The sequence below is a fragment of the Dawidia cretensis genome, from assembly GCF_018598175.1.
GTDB lineage: Bacteria > Bacteroidota > Bacteroidia > Cytophagales > Cyclobacteriaceae > Ohtaekwangia > Ohtaekwangia cretensis.
On record NZ_JAHESE010000005.1, the window covers coordinates 229,020 to 244,634 of the forward strand.

General features: G+C 49.5%; 14 protein-coding genes. 9 read left to right on the top strand and 5 right to left on the bottom strand.

Annotation, left to right across the window (positions count from 1 at the left end):
• The first annotated feature begins 18 nt into the window (after positions 1 to 18).
• Entirely contained in the window at positions 19 to 681 is a 663-nt protein-coding gene (locus tag KK062_RS08400; protein ID WP_254083830.1) for a class I SAM-dependent methyltransferase, read from the top strand.
• Positions 682 to 693: 12 nt separating this feature from the next.
• Here the strand turns inward: KK062_RS08400 and KK062_RS08405 are convergent, their stop codons facing one another.
• Together KK062_RS08405 and KK062_RS08410 are read right to left on the bottom strand one after the other, a co-directional pair.
• Positions 694 to 1,902 (bottom strand): GTP-binding protein, encoded by a 1,209-nt coding sequence (locus KK062_RS08405; RefSeq protein ID WP_254083831.1) that lies wholly within the window; start codon positions 1,900 to 1,902, stop codon positions 694 to 696.
• A gap of 19 nt (positions 1,903 to 1,921) precedes the next feature.
• Positions 1,922 to 2,401: a hypothetical protein gene (locus KK062_RS08410; RefSeq protein ID WP_254083832.1), complete on the bottom strand. Its 480-nt coding sequence runs from the start codon at positions 2,399 to 2,401 to the stop codon at positions 1,922 to 1,924.
• Between the two features lie 169 nt (positions 2,402 to 2,570).
• Between KK062_RS08410 and KK062_RS08415 the strand changes: the two genes are divergently transcribed.
• The 6 genes from KK062_RS08415 (at position 2,571) to mcrC (ending at position 12,192) form a co-directional block, all read left to right on the top strand.
• Positions 2,571 to 2,957 (top strand): hypothetical protein, encoded by a 387-nt coding sequence (locus KK062_RS08415; RefSeq protein WP_254083833.1) that lies wholly within the window; start codon positions 2,571 to 2,573, stop codon positions 2,955 to 2,957.
• A gap of 280 nt (positions 2,958 to 3,237) precedes the next feature.
• On the top strand, positions 3,238 to 4,083 hold the full coding sequence (locus tag KK062_RS08420) for an SDR family NAD(P)-dependent oxidoreductase (protein ID WP_254083834.1): 846 nt from the start codon (positions 3,238 to 3,240) through the stop codon (positions 4,081 to 4,083).
• Between the two features lie 200 nt (positions 4,084 to 4,283).
• The gene (locus KK062_RS08425) at positions 4,284 to 5,969 is read left to right on the top strand and encodes a hypothetical protein (protein WP_254083835.1); all 1,686 of its coding nucleotides are present in this window, start codon (positions 4,284 to 4,286) and stop codon (positions 5,967 to 5,969) included.
• Between the two features lie 147 nt (positions 5,970 to 6,116).
• Positions 6,117 to 9,239: an Ig-like domain-containing protein gene (locus KK062_RS08430; protein WP_254083836.1), complete on the top strand. Its 3,123-nt coding sequence runs from the start codon at positions 6,117 to 6,119 to the stop codon at positions 9,237 to 9,239.
• A 59-nt stretch (positions 9,240 to 9,298) separates the two neighbouring features.
• Positions 9,299 to 11,155, top strand: coding sequence for an MrcB family domain-containing protein (locus KK062_RS08435; RefSeq protein ID WP_254083837.1), 1,857 nt, complete (start codon positions 9,299 to 9,301; stop codon positions 11,153 to 11,155).
• Positions 11,152 to 12,192, top strand: a complete 1,041-nt coding sequence (mcrC, locus tag KK062_RS08440; RefSeq protein WP_254083838.1) for a 5-methylcytosine-specific restriction endonuclease system specificity protein McrC — start codon at positions 11,152 to 11,154, stop codon at positions 12,190 to 12,192. Before KK062_RS08435 ends, mcrC begins: the two co-directional genes overlap by 4 nt.
• A gap of 37 nt (positions 12,193 to 12,229) precedes the next feature.
• On the opposite strand, the gene KK062_RS08445 is transcribed toward mcrC, so the two are convergent.
• Positions 12,230 to 12,844: a putative glycolipid-binding domain-containing protein gene (locus KK062_RS08445; protein ID WP_254083839.1), complete on the bottom strand. Its 615-nt coding sequence runs from the start codon at positions 12,842 to 12,844 to the stop codon at positions 12,230 to 12,232.
• 111 nt (positions 12,845 to 12,955) lie between these two features.
• On the opposite strand from KK062_RS08445, the gene KK062_RS08450 reads away from it, so the two are divergent.
• Together KK062_RS08450 and KK062_RS08455 are read left to right on the top strand one after the other, a co-directional pair.
• Positions 12,956 to 13,297: an ArsR/SmtB family transcription factor gene (locus tag KK062_RS08450; protein ID WP_254083840.1), complete on the top strand. Its 342-nt coding sequence runs from the start codon at positions 12,956 to 12,958 to the stop codon at positions 13,295 to 13,297.
• Positions 13,275 to 13,781 (top strand): SRPBCC family protein, encoded by a 507-nt coding sequence (locus KK062_RS08455; protein ID WP_254083841.1) that lies wholly within the window; start codon positions 13,275 to 13,277, stop codon positions 13,779 to 13,781. Before KK062_RS08450 ends, KK062_RS08455 begins: the two co-directional genes overlap by 23 nt.
• An 81-nt stretch (positions 13,782 to 13,862) precedes the next feature.
• On the opposite strand, the gene KK062_RS08460 is transcribed toward KK062_RS08455, so the two are convergent.
• Both KK062_RS08460 and KK062_RS08465 read right to left on the bottom strand, forming a co-directional pair.
• Positions 13,863 to 14,771 carry a TIGR01777 family oxidoreductase gene (locus KK062_RS08460; RefSeq protein ID WP_254083842.1) on the bottom strand — a complete coding sequence of 303 codons (909 nt, stop codon included), beginning with the start codon at positions 14,769 to 14,771 and terminating at the stop codon, positions 13,863 to 13,865.
• An 11-nt stretch (positions 14,772 to 14,782) separates the two neighbouring features.
• Entirely contained in the window at positions 14,783 to 15,592 is an 810-nt protein-coding gene (locus KK062_RS08465) for a thiol-disulfide oxidoreductase DCC family protein (RefSeq protein WP_254083843.1), read from the bottom strand.
• Positions 15,593 to 15,615 lie beyond the last annotated feature (23 nt).

The following is a 15,615-nucleotide window of genomic DNA, read 5'->3' on the forward strand; positions in this document are numbered from 1 at the left end:
CCAACAATCTCGCTACCCATGACAGACGAAGAATTAAAGAACATCGCTGACCAGCTCAAAGGCCCACACGGCACGAAGGGTATAGACATGGCCGCGATGATGCACGAGACCAACATCGGCATGACGCTGAGCGCAATCGAATCACTGGCGATCGCAGATCATGACACAATTCTGGAGTTGGGTCACGGCAACGCTGGACACTTAAAGTACATACTCGACGAGCATCCTGCCTCACACTATCACGGGCTGGAAACATCGACGTTGATGCACGAAGAAGCCCAGACAATAAACCAGACCTATAGCACCGCAGGTCAGGCTACCTTTTGCCTATACGATGGCACCAACATTCCCTTCGACGAAAGCTCATTCGACAAAATATTCACGGTTAACACGCTGTATTTTTGGGTCAATCCCCTAGACCTACTGTCGTCATTGCACCGCGTGCTCAAACCCGGCGGTAGACTTAGCATCACCTTCGCGCAAAAAAGTTTTATGGAGACATTGCCGTTCACGCGCTTTGGCTTCGAACTGTACGATACAGAAAAGGCGAAGGCCCTAATTGCACAAACGCCCTTTACAATTGTAGATACTCTCACAAAAACGGACAAGGTAAAAAACAAGCTTGGCGAACTGGTAGACCGCGCGTATACAACACTGATAGTCACAAAACGTGCATCGTAGTAAAACATGGTCTCAGAGTGGCCAGGGATCATTAAAAATACCTCCTTCTAAATAGTGCGAGACTTCCGCGTCATCGCAAAGACATTTCTCCAGACCATTCGTAATAAGGATGACGTTTAACTCCTGACCAATGATCACTAGTTCATTGAGACGGTCGCCCCAGGTAGCATGCCACTTCTTTTGCAGCACGAGTTTGTTCTCCTGATAAACAGGATGCTTCATTCGCGCCGCTCGCGGCACAGATGCCCACCACTTACCATATATTTCTGCTTTAGAAGAGCCACCCGCCTGGCTCCACAACAAAGCATCGTCCGCACGCGAGGCCATCCAGAAGATACCCTTACTGCGAAGTATGTTACCAGGCCAGTCATGCTGAATATAATTCCAGAGTCGCACCGGATGGAACGGCCGATGATCACGAAAAACAAACGAGTTGATGCCGTACTCTTTCGTCTCAGGTGTATGTACATTGTTTAATTCACGAATCCAGCCCGCATCTTGCGAAGCCTTTTCATAATCAAACAGCCCGGTGTTAAAGATGTTTCGTGTGTCCACTTTTCCAAATGACGTATGAACAATCCGTGCCCCGGGATTAAATCGGGTAAGAATGGCTTTCACCAACGCAAGGTCCGTGGGCGATACGAGGTCTGTTTTATTTAATATGATAACATTCGCAAACTCAATCTGCTCGGTTAACAATCCAACAATGCTTCTACGGTCCTCAGCATCATCCGTCATCTGGCGATCGTGCACGGTATCCGCGCTACCAAAGTCTTTCAGAAAATTATAAGCATCTACCACCGTTACGAGTGTGTCAAGTTGCGTCATATCCGCCAGGTCATTACCTGTATCCCCAGTTTCAAACGTAAATGTCTGCGCGACGGGTATAGGCTCTGAAATACCCGTACTCTCAATAAGGAGGTAATCAAACGTACGTTGGCGGGCCAATACGCTTACCTCGCGAATCAGATCTTCACGTAAGGTGCAGCAAATACAACCGTTACTCATTTCCACCAACTTTTCTTCCGTGCGCGAAAGTTTAATCTCATTCTTGATCAGACGGGCGTCTATATTCACCTCGCTCATATCGTTTACAATCACAGCCACCTTCAGACCTTCCCGGTTATGCAGTACGTAATTCAGTAACGTTGTTTTACCCGCACCCAAAAAACCACTGAGCACGGTCACCGGTAGCTTCCGGGGCTTAAACATATTTATCATATAATAATTGGAGTAGTCATTAAGGAATTATCAGCTCGGCGTCCTTTAGAATAAAGTTCATGTGGTTGACATCGTTGGTGTTAAGCACGAGCTTTCCAGAGACCTGCAACACCTGGTCTGTCTTAAAACGCGGAGGTTTGGTACGAAAATGTATTTCAGCAACAGACTCAGGACCTGCCCCGCCACAGAAAAAACAGGCTGAATAGGGAAACTTAGAAAGAATAATAACGTTCTTCTCCTCGAGGTCCAATGGCATATAATGTCCCTTCAGCAAAACTTCCTGGTTTTCATACTGTCGCATACGAGCATCGAATGCCGGCACGAGAAAGGATTCGTTGTACTCTTTAAAGAAGCGCTGGGAGTATTTTACCTGACTGAATAATGCCCAACCGTTTGTCACAGGTGGCGGAATCTGCCCCAAGGCAACAAAGCCAGCGCTGAAACACAAGAGCACCCCCGTCCATAGCGTTTGCACGCGACGCTGAAACCATCTTCCCATTCTTCACAAGATTAGAATATATACCGCAACACAGTTGCAAATATATGTGCAACTGTGTTGCAATTGCAAAGCCAATCTTATATTTTTGTTTTAGATCCTGTTTGCCAGGAGGCCAATAGACGACTGTTTATTGGCCTGGCAGCAGTATGTGTCTCTTTGAGCTAGCTATATGAAAAATCGCACGTTAATGCTTACTAGTCTAGTAATAACCGCCTGCAGTGGCGGTCGTGGCAACGATGTTATTATGGAAGAAGCCGCACATATTCATAACGAAACAATGGCCATCGCGGTTCTCGTAGAGAAGGCAATAAATAACGGCGAAGCAGATTCAATGAACACGATCTCAAATGACTCGATCGTCCACTGGCGACAACTATTTGAAGCATGGGAAGGAGATGTTGTCGAAGTTCCTGGTAACGAAACACATCACACCCATGCGGGTGGCAACCACCATCATGATCATACGCCACCGGATGTTACGCCTGAGCAAATGCTGGAAATACAGAGAACATTAGCAAAGCGTATGTATGATCTCTCTCGACGAATACACCCCTAACGGTAACGCCGCATAACGCCCGTGCGTCCACCAGCACGTCCATCTCCTTATCAAATCGGGCTACCAGGCCAGCTGCATCATCTATGGAACGTCGTTATTTCGACGACCCTACATTCGGGTGGCTAGAGGAACTTCGGCATCCACCACGTTCTTGTCTTTACCGATGGTTTGAATTCTGCAAGTATCGCTTTCATTCCCGCAAGGTGGTCCCGACGCCGGCCCACTACCTTTGAATCATCAAAAGCAGCTGCAGTTATAACACTAAAAACATTCAAAGAAGATGAAAACAAAAGTATGGTTTGTAACAGGAGCCTCGAAAGGACTGGGGCTAGCGTTAGTGCATGCGTTATTGCATAAAGGATATCAGGTAGCGGCCACATCGCGTAAGCTGGCTGAGCTCAAAGCTGCCGTGCCCGAGGGAAGTGCGGATGCCTTCCTGCCATTGGAAGTCGACTTGCTAAAAGAAGACATCGTTCGCAAGGCGATCGATGCCACGCGCGCCAAATTTGGTGAGATAGATGTCGTCGTGAACAACGCCGGCTATGGGTTAGTAGGAGGCCTGGAAGAGCTGACCGACGCCGAGGCACGCACAAACTTTGACGTAAACGTATTTGGCGCATTAAACGTCATTCGTCAGGCACTGCCGTACCTGCGTGCGCAACGGTCGGGTCACATCTTTAACATTGCTTCCATTGGCGGCTTTACCGGCAGCTTTCCAGGCTTCGGCATCTATTGCGCCACCAAGTTTGCCATGCATGGCTTTACAGAGTCGCTCGCCGATGAGATAAAAGAGTTTGGCGTCAAGGCAACGGTGGTATCGCCGGGGTACTTCCGCACCAACTTCCTGGAGTCTTCGTCGCTGGCGGTGCCGCAGCATCCCATCGAAGCCTATAAGGCCGTGCGCGAAATGCAGACGTTGCATGAAAGTAGCATCAAAGGAAACCAGGCGGGCGACCCCGTCAAAGCGGCCGAGGTGTTGATCCAGGTAGCCGAGCAGGCCGAGTCGGTACTGCACCTGTTCCTGGGGCCGGATGCCTATGGCCTGGCCGAAAAGAAGATGGAGCAAGTGAAGAAAGACATGGAGGCCGTTCGTACCCTGGCAACAGCAACAAACCTGGACAAATAAAATTGTCCGCAAGAATCCCCCGTGTGCCGAAGACGGCGCCCGGGGACTTCTTTTACTCTGCCGCCGATGTACACAATACAGTTATAGCGTTAGCCCCACGGCAGACGGCAACCGATTGAAAAATATTTTTGCAGTCCTGTCAAAAGAAGTACAAATCGCCTAATTTAGTGATGCCCCCATTTTTTTAACGGCGCGCCACCTTGACTAGCAGCAACACCGCAGATCTTGCCAACCTGTACCTCGGGCAACAATATCCACCTGCCACCCATTCTTCTGCCGTGCACGAGAGTACGCGGCACTGGTGCCAGAACACCCTATGGGGACAGTTGCTCTTCTTTGTCCGCAAGGTCGCTGCCCGAAGCGCCGGCAACATTCTGAACGCCGACGTATTGCTGGCCGGCGATAAAGCCGATCTGGTTGCCAACAGCCTGCGGCTGCAGGTACTACAACAAATCTTCGAACCCCTCACCGAAGGACTGGCACTGTTTGCCACCTACGACTCTTATCCCACGCCCACCCAGTCCGTACCAGGACACCTGGTGTTTATGGCCATGGCCTACTCCGGCCTTACGCTGGAGCAAATGCAGCAAGCCGGCATCGAACAAACCGAACAAGAGTATCTCTCCTTCCTGCAAGCACAACGCGTTGGTGGACTCGGCGGCATACAACACAAAAGCACTTTACTGCGCCAGCCTTTAGATGCTACCAAAAGTCCTTCGCTCCAGGGCTACCTGTTTGTCAAAAGCCTGCAGGGCATGTTAGCCGACAATAACAAAAAGTTCTGGGACCCCAATATATTCCTAAACTTCATCGTCAACTTCTTCTACAACGATATCGGTTGGTTTACCGCAACGCTTCGCCCCAACACCCGCCCGGAACACATTCCGGCTTCCCTTGCCGAGTACTTCGGCAGTCGAATCGGGCAGCTGCGCATGTTGCCGCCCCACGTCATTGATCAGTTTGAACGAGACGTTACCGACCCCAGCCGTGTCGCTCACTGCCTGAACATGTTCACGACCGAAGCAGACCAACAGGCGGGCCTCGCATTGCACCGCGCGTTATATACAGACTTGATCCAGCACGGTGAGTCCGTAACCCAAAGCCGGTTTTTTCATCGCAAATACTTCCGGCTGTTTAGTCGCGAGGCCTATATTGAAATCACGCGCGAGGACCGGGTACTGGTTTATATACCGATTTCCCCCGCCGGCAGCGAAATCCACACCCCGGATATAATGGTAGACGGTCAGGACTATCGGCTGGCTATGACGTTGCCCAATCCCGGTAATTACCCACCTATCAAAGCAAAAGGTGTCCTGCGCAACTACCGGGTTATGCAAGTGCCATTTAACACCTGTGTGATATTCTTAGCCGAAGAAAAATTACTATACAGTCATTTTTTGGCCAACTGGGAGCTATTAGACGAGAAAGTGTTTCTCGACCACTTCACCCTGGATGGACACAACGACCCTGATAATTCCGGTATCGTTAAAATCGCACTGGACGTACTGCGCGAGACAGATGCTCCCCTTGCCGCCCTGCACGCGAGCACGCTTAAGAAATTTTCGTTGGAACTGAACGGTCTATACCGCCTCACGTTGTCGGCCTCATGTGTACCCACTGAGTTGGATCGGGTAAAATCCCTGATGAAAGATCACGGTTTTGACGCTGTGCTCGGCCACGACGAGGTGCTGCTGGATTTATTAAGCTTTATCAGCCTGGCCAATGCACACAATATATACGACACCTGTGTTATGCAACAATTGGGAAAACGCGTCGGCGTGGTCTTTCGTGAAGAAACGTTAGACGAGCTCTGCAAGCGCTTGCAAGATAAAAACATATACCTGATTCGATTTGATTCAGAATATACACTATCGACAGGTGTATAATTGACCGGCGGTGTTGTATTCTAAAATATTCTTGTTATACTTGAATTACGATCTTTCAAAAAAGTTAGAAGCTATAGGCTATAGGCATTCCGGAGTGCCCCGATAGTTGAATTATATTGTTTTATCCATCTTAATCTTAACTTGTGTATGATTTCTTTGTTCATTCGCAGGCGCACGGCGCTATTGTGTCTTTTTATCAGCTATTTTTCGTTACTCCGAGCAGCAGCCTACACACCACCGGATATCCGGTCGTTAAATGCTGACAACATCCATTACATGCGGGTCGGCAGTACGGTAGGCATCGATTTAAACAGCAATGCCACCGTATTGGCAGGCACCGCTCCGGATTTCAACCGGGCACAGTTGACGGTAATTCTCACACAAGGCCTTCCTGGCGAAGATAGCCTGTCAATTCGCCCGACAACTTCAGGTACAGCGCGCATAACATTACAGGGACGCAAAGTGCTTTACAACGGTGTCGTCATTGGCACCTGTCAACCCGCCCTGGACTGGATCAGCCTGACCGTTCGTTTCAACGAAAAGGCATCGGCGGCCAGTATCACGGCCGTCATACGAAGCCTGGCCTATACCAACTTGAATGCCGTCAATCCTATCGTGGCTACGCGCGCCATTCGTGTAGCCATAAGCGATGGTTACGGATCCATCAGCGCCACATCGGTGGTGCGCCTCGACATAGTCGTACTTCGCCCGGCACCGGTAGCTACAAACGATTATTATCGCATACCCACAGGTCAGACATCGCTCGCCATTCCGGCTCCGGGTGTATTAAGGAATGACTATCACCCTGCCAAGGGCTCGTTTGAATCAAAGCTCACACGCGATACTCCCATAGGACACGTAATGATCGGGCGCGATGGCAGCGTGCAGTATACACCACAACCCGGATCAACCGGCACTTACACCGCCACCTACACAACGTGCGATACCTGGGGAGCATGCACGTCGGCTACCATAACCTTCCAGATGGGAGGTGAAAACGAAGCGCCACAGGCAATACCTGACCACTATTATATTCAAGAGCATCAAGGGCTGTTTATTAAAAACTCAGCCTTGGGTGTACTGGGCAATGACGTCGATCCCAATAGCGGCACAAACGTCGTTCATATCGCGACGTTAGTTTCACCACCGGCGCACGGCACGCTGACATTCTATCCCAACGGCACATTCATGTATCATCCCGTTGCAGACTACCACGGCACCGACACATTTGTGTATAGAACCTGTGACGCCGAAAACGCGTGCGCCGAAGGCATAGTAACGATTACCATGGCCGATGTCGATTACCCACCTTCCGCACCCGACATCATTCTCGCTGTCTCCGATACCACCCTGGTGACGGGAGACTTGTTACAAGGCGTACTAAACTATGACAAGGATCGACTACGAGCTTCAATCCTAACAGAACCCGTCTGGGGTTCATTGGTCCTTACTGGCGACAGCACCTTCTCCTACATCTCGCGTCGCAACCAAGAGGGCATCGAGCGTTTGTTATACCAGGTGTGCGACGGAAACATGCAATGTGATACTGCTACATTAGTTATTGTTGTAACGAATAGCAATAACAAACCCGTGGTATCTCTTCCTGTGCTAATTTCTGTGCGGGAAGATACCCCTACGCCCCTAAGCGAAATTGTTTTTGCTGACGCCGATGCCGGTAATAGTCCGGTACGAGTGACATTTGAGTCTCTTCCGACGGGTAGCGCATTCACAGCGACAACCTTGTCGCCCGATTTGTCGATTGTACGTACGGGCACCCGCGTCATTAACATTACAGGTCCAATACTCTCCATCAACACCTGGCTGAAACAGCAAAATCTGATATATACTCCTGTGAAAGATGCCACGAGCGGCCAGTCAATCCGTGTAACGATCAATGACCTGGGTAACTCAGGGAGCGGCGGAGCACAGCAAACGGTGGTCAGTAAGTCGGTTGCCGTTATTCCCGTAAATGATGCCCCGATTAACAACCTTCCGGGCAATCAGACAACGAAAGAAAACGAGCTGCTCACATTTACAGGCACGAGATCCATTCGGGTAAGTGATGTCGACGCAAGTGAACGGAACATCATGGTTACGCTCACCGCTATCCGGGGAGTACTGGTGACAAGCTCTGGGCCGGGTGAAAATAATGCAGAAGTCTCTACGCTGGTTCTCACAGGCCGGCTGGATAGTATCAACGCAGTGTTGGCAACATTGGCTTTCCGGCCATTGAAACCGGGGACTGCTACCCTTACCGTTACAACCAACGACCTGGGCAACGTAGGCGAAGGCGGTCCGCAGACCGCTCTCGGCACGATTACCATAGCGGTTATAGCCACCCCCGCGGTCGTCACACGCGTAACAGCACTGTCCGCCGATGGGCTTTACAAAGTGGGTGATCGTATCATGCTCGCCGTACAATTTAATCATGCCGTCTGGGTATCGCGGGCAGCTCCTACACTCGCGTTGGCGATAGGCGAAGGCAGTCAGGCCACCTACCAGGGAGGATCTGGTACACCACAGTTGCTATTTGATTATACTGTACAGACAGGTGATCTTACTTCCAGGGCGGACTATGTCTCCGCGCAAGCACTATCGCTCAACGGCGCAATCATACAAGATTCTCTCGCCACAGACGCCGTCTTAACACTGCCAACGCCGGGAAGCAAGTCTTCCTTGAAGGGCACAAGTCATCTTTCCGTCGATGGAGTACTACCGGCACCACCCCAGTTAATCATTCCTGCACACAACAGCAGTATCGAAAATGATGTACTGATGCTGGCTGGTATTTCAGAAGCAGGCTCTCACGTTCTCATCACCCTGAATGGAAATGTCATAGCAACAGCAATAACAGATGCCGTTGGCGGTTGGGATTATCAGCATGATGCGATACTATATGTCGGGAAACATACAATCGCATTGCAGGCCATGGACAGTGCAGGCAACGCCAGTGACCTTTCTCAGCCGACTACTATATTTAAAATCGGGGGAAGCGTTGTAAGCAATGAATCGGGCGAACATCGTCAAACACCGCGCGCTTATCCTGTTCCTGCCAATGATGTATTATTTATCGATATCGGTGCTCAAAGACAGATGCCGATCGAGCTGCAAGTCATTGATAGCCGCGGTATAATACGTACTGACTTTTCCTGGGAACAGCACGAGCATGTTCTCACCGTAGACGTCTCGTCGTTGGGGGGCGGCTTGTATGTATTGTTGTTGACGGCGGCGGATGAACAGCACAAAGAAAGAATTCTTATTGTAAAATAATAGCAGGTATTTAATATGCCTCAATTTTTCTACTTTAGATTTTTGTATGTAACAATGTTATGAAAGAGGTTAGTAAGTTTAATGGCGAAAGGCAAGCAGGTTCTGATGCCATACAGTATTGGCTCTATAAATTGGATGACAATACTGAAAAGTGGAAAGAGTTCTATCAAGAAGGTATCATCGGATTGCCTTTCGATGATCTGGGTGATTTGAAGAAATTTAAATCCAGTCTGGATTTGCGAGACAAGTATCCCGATCGCCCGCGCTATGAAAAAGAAGCCGGGGCATATTGGGATTTTTATCGCCGTGTCAGGGAAGGGGATGTTGTTGTCGTACGGGGTAAACGGAGTGTAATTTTAGGCTACGGCTTTGTTACGTCTGAATATCAGTACGAGGATAGACGAGAGGATTACAAACACATACGTAAAGTGAACTGGATTCGGAAAGGGGAGTGGGAGGTGAAAGAGAGAAGAATGCACTGGTCGCTGATCAATATTACGACAAATAAACCGTTCGTGAATGAAATCCGGGATACGCTCGGTATAAATTCAAATGCAAACATACCCGTTGTACTAAAGCAATTTCTGGAGCAGGCCGCGACGAATGATTTGACCCGGGCAGATTATCCCAAAGAGCATAAGGGATTACGGTTGCAAGTGAGCTTTGGAAAAGGCAATCAGGCCAAAGTACCCTGGATAGCATTTACGGACGAGAACAATACCATTCAAAACGGCATCTTTCCCATATTTCTGTACTATCGGCATGTAAAAAAAATGGTGCTGGCGTATGGTATAAGTGTTCCAAATGCGTCGCTACAAGCATGGCCCAATACACAAGTCCGGCCTACCATCGCGTCGTGGTTTAAGGAACATCTGAATGAAACGCCCGACCGGTACGGAAATTCATTGGTGAAAGCCGTGTACGATACCGACAAGCCGTTAGACTTCCCGCGAATGAACGTTGATCTTGATAGTCTGATAAGAGAATATAAAGACCTGCCCGACGCGGCTATACTCCATGAGGCGAGTAGCCTATATGAAATAGAGCACGAAGACTTAAATCTCCGGGATGAGCTATACAACGAGATTTTTCTGGCAGCAAAACAGATCGAGGATATCGTCCACCTATTAAAACGGAAAAAGAACCTTATCTTACAAGGTCCTCCGGGTGTGGGCAAGACATTTGTTGCCAAGCGCCTGGCACACTTGCTCACGAGCAACAAGGACAAGCGGTTCGTCGAGACCATCCAATTCCACCAGTCCTACAGCTATGAAGATTTTGTGCAGGGCTACCGGCCCATCGGCGCGGGTGGATTTGCGTTAAAGAACGGTGTCTTTTATAATTTCTGTTTGCGCGCACAGGAAGACCTTGAAAATGATTACGTCTTCATCATTGACGAGATCAACCGCGGCAATCTCGGCAAGATCTTTGGTGAATTGATGATGCTTCTCGAGCACGACAAACGCAGTGAAGAGTTTGCCATTCCGCTCATCTATGCGGCCAACAGCGCCGAGCGATTTTACATTCCCGCCAATGTATATATGATCGGAACCATGAACACCGCCGACCGTTCGCTGGCCATGGTAGACTTTGCCCTCCGCCGCCGCTTTGCATTTGTGACGTTGGCGCCGAACTATTCGGAGAGATTTATTAGGGCACTCCGCGATAACGCGCTGCCGGAAGATTTCATCAGCAACCTAGTACGAAAGCTGGCGGAAGTGAACCAGATGATTGTGACCGACCCTAACCTGGGCAGCGGTTTTCAGATCGGCCATGCGTATTTCACAGCGTTAGAGCAGCCTTTGGTGCCAGCATACCGGTCTATCATCGACAATGAGATTAAACCGTTGTTACAAGAATATTGGTTCGATAACACAGCAAAGCTCACCAGAGCAATCGAGATCCTCGAGTCATGAAAGAGATTCCCATTCAGAATATATACTACCTGTTGTGCTATGCATGGGATAAGCTCGAAGAGCGTGATCTGGTAGCCGTAAACGCGCAAAAGTTCAAAGATTTGCCTAACCTCTTTGCCCGCGTACTCGTAAGTGGACTGCGCTTTCTATTCAAACGTGGTCTTGATCGTAGCTATAGGTCATCCATAGAAGAGTGTCACGGCATTAAAGGCAAGCTTCAGCTCATGGAGTCAATCAAACGCAACAGCCTGGCCATGGCCCGGGCCTACTGTGCATATGACGAGCTAACACACGACGTACTACAAAACCAGCTGCTCAAAGCCACCATTCATCAACTGTTGCGTTACCCCAAACTCGACGAGCGTAACTACGATCAATTACGCCCCCTGTATCAACACTTTCACGATGTAGACGATATTCGCATCACATCCCACGACTTCTCGCGGGTGGTATTACACCGCAACAATGGCTTTTACAAGTTCTTGTTAAACGTAGCGCGTGTTCTGCACGAAAACCTGCTGTTTCACGAAGCCAAAGGTGAATGGATATTCCGCGACTTCGTACGTGACGAAGAGAAAATGGCCGCACTTTTCGAGAAATTCATCTATAACTTTTATCGCCACGAGGTAGGCAGTCGTTATACCGTCGCGTCGGAATACATCACGTGGCAAGCTGTGCCAGTGGGCAACTCCTCGCTTGATTTTCTACCCAAAATGAAAACCGATGTCACGCTCACAGATGCCACACGCAAGCTGGTAATCGACGCCAAGTATTACAAAGATGCCATGGTGTCGCGTTATGATCAGGAGAAGTTCCGGTCAGCACATTTTTTTCAGGTACATGCCTATGTCAGCAACCTATTGAACGACGCCAATGCCGGCCGTGTAGTGGAGGGTGTACTGTTATATCCCACTGTAACAACCGACTTCGACCAGACCTTCCAGGTCCGTGGCCAAACCATCAGCTTCCGCACCATCGATCTACGCAAGCCCTGGCCTGAACTGGAATCCGACCTGCTAAACCGTATCATCCGTTGAAACAAATAATGTGAGCCCTTTATTGGACCCACCGCGCCTAAGATTGCAGCCCCCGAAGCTCCGACAACAACACCTCCCGCTCCGTTGCAAATGCCGTCTGCGACGGATACACACGCTCCCAAAGCCCCGAATAATACACCACCCACCCCTCATCGTCTGTCACCAGGTCGGCGTGAAATTCATAGTCTAACGTTTTAAAATGATAGTGGTGATCACCCATGCGCGTATAGCGTTGCGGAGCCGGGTATAGATCTTCACCAACAAGGTCAATATAAACAACGTTAATGTCAGCCGACTGCTGCTTTTGTAAGCCAAGTCGTTTAATGGGAAGCGTATTGGTAAAAGGCGTTAACGAAAGGTCAATGTCGATGCAGTCGTCAAAGCGGCTTAGGTGCTGACCTTCGTGGTCAAACCAACGTCCATCACTCTTCCGGCTGATGTTCAGAAATGGCATACCGTTTTTCTTCACGATCGCCTGCGACACTTGCCATTGTGCATCGACCTGAACCTCGTATTCAATGTGCACAGCCTGTCCATCAGCTTCGCCAATAATAAGCCCCTTCGCCGTGGGTGTCGCCGATACGCTTAACGAAAACTGCTCTGTGGTATGATAATCCGTGGCATACCAAATGAATTTCGGTTGTGTATACATGGTTTTGTGAATTTTGGGTATTAACCCCAACGGTTAAAAAAATATGCCCATCCCTATTGCGTAACAATTTTGTTACGCGTTTATTTGTAACTGATTTGTTACATAACACCTATGCGAAGAGACGTATTTCAAGCCATTGCCGACCCTACCCGGCGAGAGATCATTGGTATGCTGACATACCAAAAGATGAATTTGAATGCTGTTGCGGACCACTTTTCGATTAGCCGACCGGCCATTTCCAAGCACATCAAGATGTTGACGGAATGCGGCCTGGTGGTTATCGAGCAGCAAGGACGTGAACGGTGCTGCTCCGCAAGCTTAGCACAGTTAAGCGAGGTATCAGACTGGGTTGAACAGTACCGGCAGTTTTGGGGCACCCGCCTGGATAATTTGGATAAGTATTTAGCGAAAACAAAAAAACAAAAGAAACATGCAAAGCGCAAGTCAGACTAAAGAATCCGTATTGACCTTGACGCGTCAATACAACTACCCGGCAGAAGCTGTGTTTAATGCCTTTACAGAAGCAGATGCCCTCGCCGAATGGTGGGCGCCTTCCGACATATTCAACGTTTCAGCCCTAAGCCTCGATTTCAAACCCGATGGACTATTCCGTTTTAGAATGGACACCGAGCAGGGACCAATGTGGGCGAGGTTTGTCTTTGGTAACATTCGTCGGCATGACCTGATCGAATTCATTCTCTCGTTTACGGATGAAAAGGGTACTGTAACGCGGGCACCATTTTTCGACTCATGGCCTCTGGAAATATTTGTACGCGTTACATTGAAAGAAGAAAAAGGAATAACAACGCTGACGCTCGAAAGCTCGCCCAACAACGCGACACAACAAGAGCTCGAGACCTTTCAGGAGAACAAAGACAGCTTCCGCCTGGGAACAGAGGCATCCTTGCAACGCCTGGAACAAATTCTGGCACGATAAGGCTATTAAGATTTGCAAGCGGCAAATGAAAGAGCCCAGGGCAACTAGCTGGGCTCTTTCGGTGTGAGGTGTGTACTAACATCAGCAAAGATGACGTAGCGCCTGTTCAATGGTTGGAAAGCGGAAGCGATACCCGGCTTGCAGCAAACGCGCTGGAGCAACCCGCCTGCTCTTTAAGATCAATTCTGGCTCCGTTTGAATGAGGCGCGCGCCGATTGCCAGGAGCCACGCAGGCAGTGGTATACCAACGGGCATACCCATGGCCCTGCGTAGCGCACGCATGAAGAGTTTATTCGTGACAGGTACCGGTGCAGTGACATTGTATACTCCCGTGGTTTCCAGATGCCTTACCAGAAAGTCTACGATCTGCACAAAGTCTGTTTCGTGCAGCCAGCTGCAATATTGATTACCGCTACCCTGCTTTCCGCCGGCTCCCAGTCTCGCCAACATTTTTAAGGGTCGCAGGGGGCCTCCTTGATTACCCAGCACAATACCAGTGCGCAATAAGATCTTACGCGTTTCGGGCGTGTCAACACTGTTAAAGACGGCCTCCCATTTTTGACAAACATCTACAGAAAAGCCTGTTCCTATTTCGCCCGTGTATTCATCCATCTCGCGATCTTCTGCATAGCGATAAATCGTGGCAGAAGCAGCATTGAGCCATATCTTGGGGGGAGTCTTCGCCCGCTGTATGGCGGCGCCCAGTACGGCCGTGGCGTCGAGGCGGCTGCTGTAGATCAGGCGTTTATTCTCTTCCGTATAGCGACAGTCGACAGACCGTCCATTCAGGTTTACAACAACATCCGCACCTTCTAGCGTGGTGACCCACGGTCCGGGGTTCTTTCCATCCCACGATACATACTGCACCGCGCCTTGTTGACGTGTGGCGCCTCGTGTCAGGATAATAACCTTCCAGCCGTTGGCTTCATAATGCCGGGCCAGGCAGTTTCCCAGAAAGCCCGTTCCGCCGGCAATGACAATCTTTTTCATATAAACAGAAATTAGAAAATGAGCCCGAGTACAATAAAGCGATACAGTACCCAGGTAAAACACACTACCCAGGGGAGCTCCAGTATTTTAACACGACGATAGTGCTCCAGGAACATCACCGCTACGACCATCATAAAATAGATTGTATAAGGCAAGGGTGTAGTAACGACGTCGCGGAGTAGGAGGGCAGGTAATAACAGCAGTGCGCCCAGCAGTGATACGGTCATCATATTGCCGAGATAATGGATCCACCGCTGCCGGTTTAACATGCCGACCAAGATGCCCTGAAAGACAAGCTGTCCACCGCATACCAGAAATTCACGTCCAAAGGTTGAGGTCGGAACCAGTGGCACGAGCAGTTGTGTATAGTTTGTCAGCACCAGAGATGCCATCACGCAGGTCAATAGAATATAGACCCAACGATAACCATAGTGCATGGAAGGTGTGCACGTATTGATACCTTCAAAGACTTTACCGGGCGCCACAACCTTCCGGTTGTAGGAAACGAAGAAGTAGAGTTTACCGACAAGCCAGCGTAATGCCCGCACCCGTGTGAATAAGCGAAAAACAGGAAAACGATTTGCCAGCACCGCTACAATGGCGTCCGCACCGTAAGCAACCGTGTGGTCGCGGTGATTGACCAGGGCTATTTCATTGCGCGCGCGGTCCCAATCTACACCTTCTATTTTCCCAACGGAATCGTTGTAAGGCTTTCGTCCCTCTTGCTCCAGCATACCCGTCACCACAAAGGCGCGGGTATAGTTTACGCACAGGGGACATTCGTTGTCGTACAGGATGGTGTGGTCTTCAAGCGTTTTCATAAGAATCGGTTTTTTAAATACCG

Excerpts from the sequence above, each read along its gene's own strand:
- KK062_RS08400 (WP_254083830.1), top strand. The coding sequence starts at position 19 with ATGACAGACGAAGAATTAAAGAACATCGCTGACCAGCTCAAAGGCCCA.
- KK062_RS08405 (WP_254083831.1), bottom strand. The coding sequence starts at position 1,902 with ATGATAAATATGTTTAAGCCCCGGAAGCTACCGGTGACCGTGCTCAGT.
- KK062_RS08410 (WP_254083832.1), bottom strand. The coding sequence starts at position 2,401 with ATGGGAAGATGGTTTCAGCGTCGCGTGCAAACGCTATGGACGGGGGTG.
- KK062_RS08415 (WP_254083833.1), top strand. The coding sequence starts at position 2,571 with ATGAAAAATCGCACGTTAATGCTTACTAGTCTAGTAATAACCGCCTGC.
- KK062_RS08420 (WP_254083834.1), top strand. The coding sequence starts at position 3,238 with ATGAAAACAAAAGTATGGTTTGTAACAGGAGCCTCGAAAGGACTGGGG.
- KK062_RS08430 (WP_254083836.1), top strand. The coding sequence starts at position 6,117 with ATGATTTCTTTGTTCATTCGCAGGCGCACGGCGCTATTGTGTCTTTTT.
- KK062_RS08435 (WP_254083837.1), top strand. The coding sequence starts at position 9,299 with ATGAAAGAGGTTAGTAAGTTTAATGGCGAAAGGCAAGCAGGTTCTGAT.
- mcrC (WP_254083838.1), top strand. The coding sequence starts at position 11,152 with ATGAAAGAGATTCCCATTCAGAATATATACTACCTGTTGTGCTATGCA.
- KK062_RS08445 (WP_254083839.1), bottom strand. The coding sequence starts at position 12,844 with ATGTATACACAACCGAAATTCATTTGGTATGCCACGGATTATCATACC.
- KK062_RS08450 (WP_254083840.1), top strand. The coding sequence starts at position 12,956 with ATGCGAAGAGACGTATTTCAAGCCATTGCCGACCCTACCCGGCGAGAG.
- KK062_RS08455 (WP_254083841.1), top strand. The coding sequence starts at position 13,275 with ATGCAAAGCGCAAGTCAGACTAAAGAATCCGTATTGACCTTGACGCGT.
- KK062_RS08460 (WP_254083842.1), bottom strand. The coding sequence starts at position 14,771 with ATGAAAAAGATTGTCATTGCCGGCGGAACGGGCTTTCTGGGAAACTGC.
- KK062_RS08465 (WP_254083843.1), bottom strand. The coding sequence starts at position 15,592 with ATGAAAACGCTTGAAGACCACACCATCCTGTACGACAACGAATGTCCC.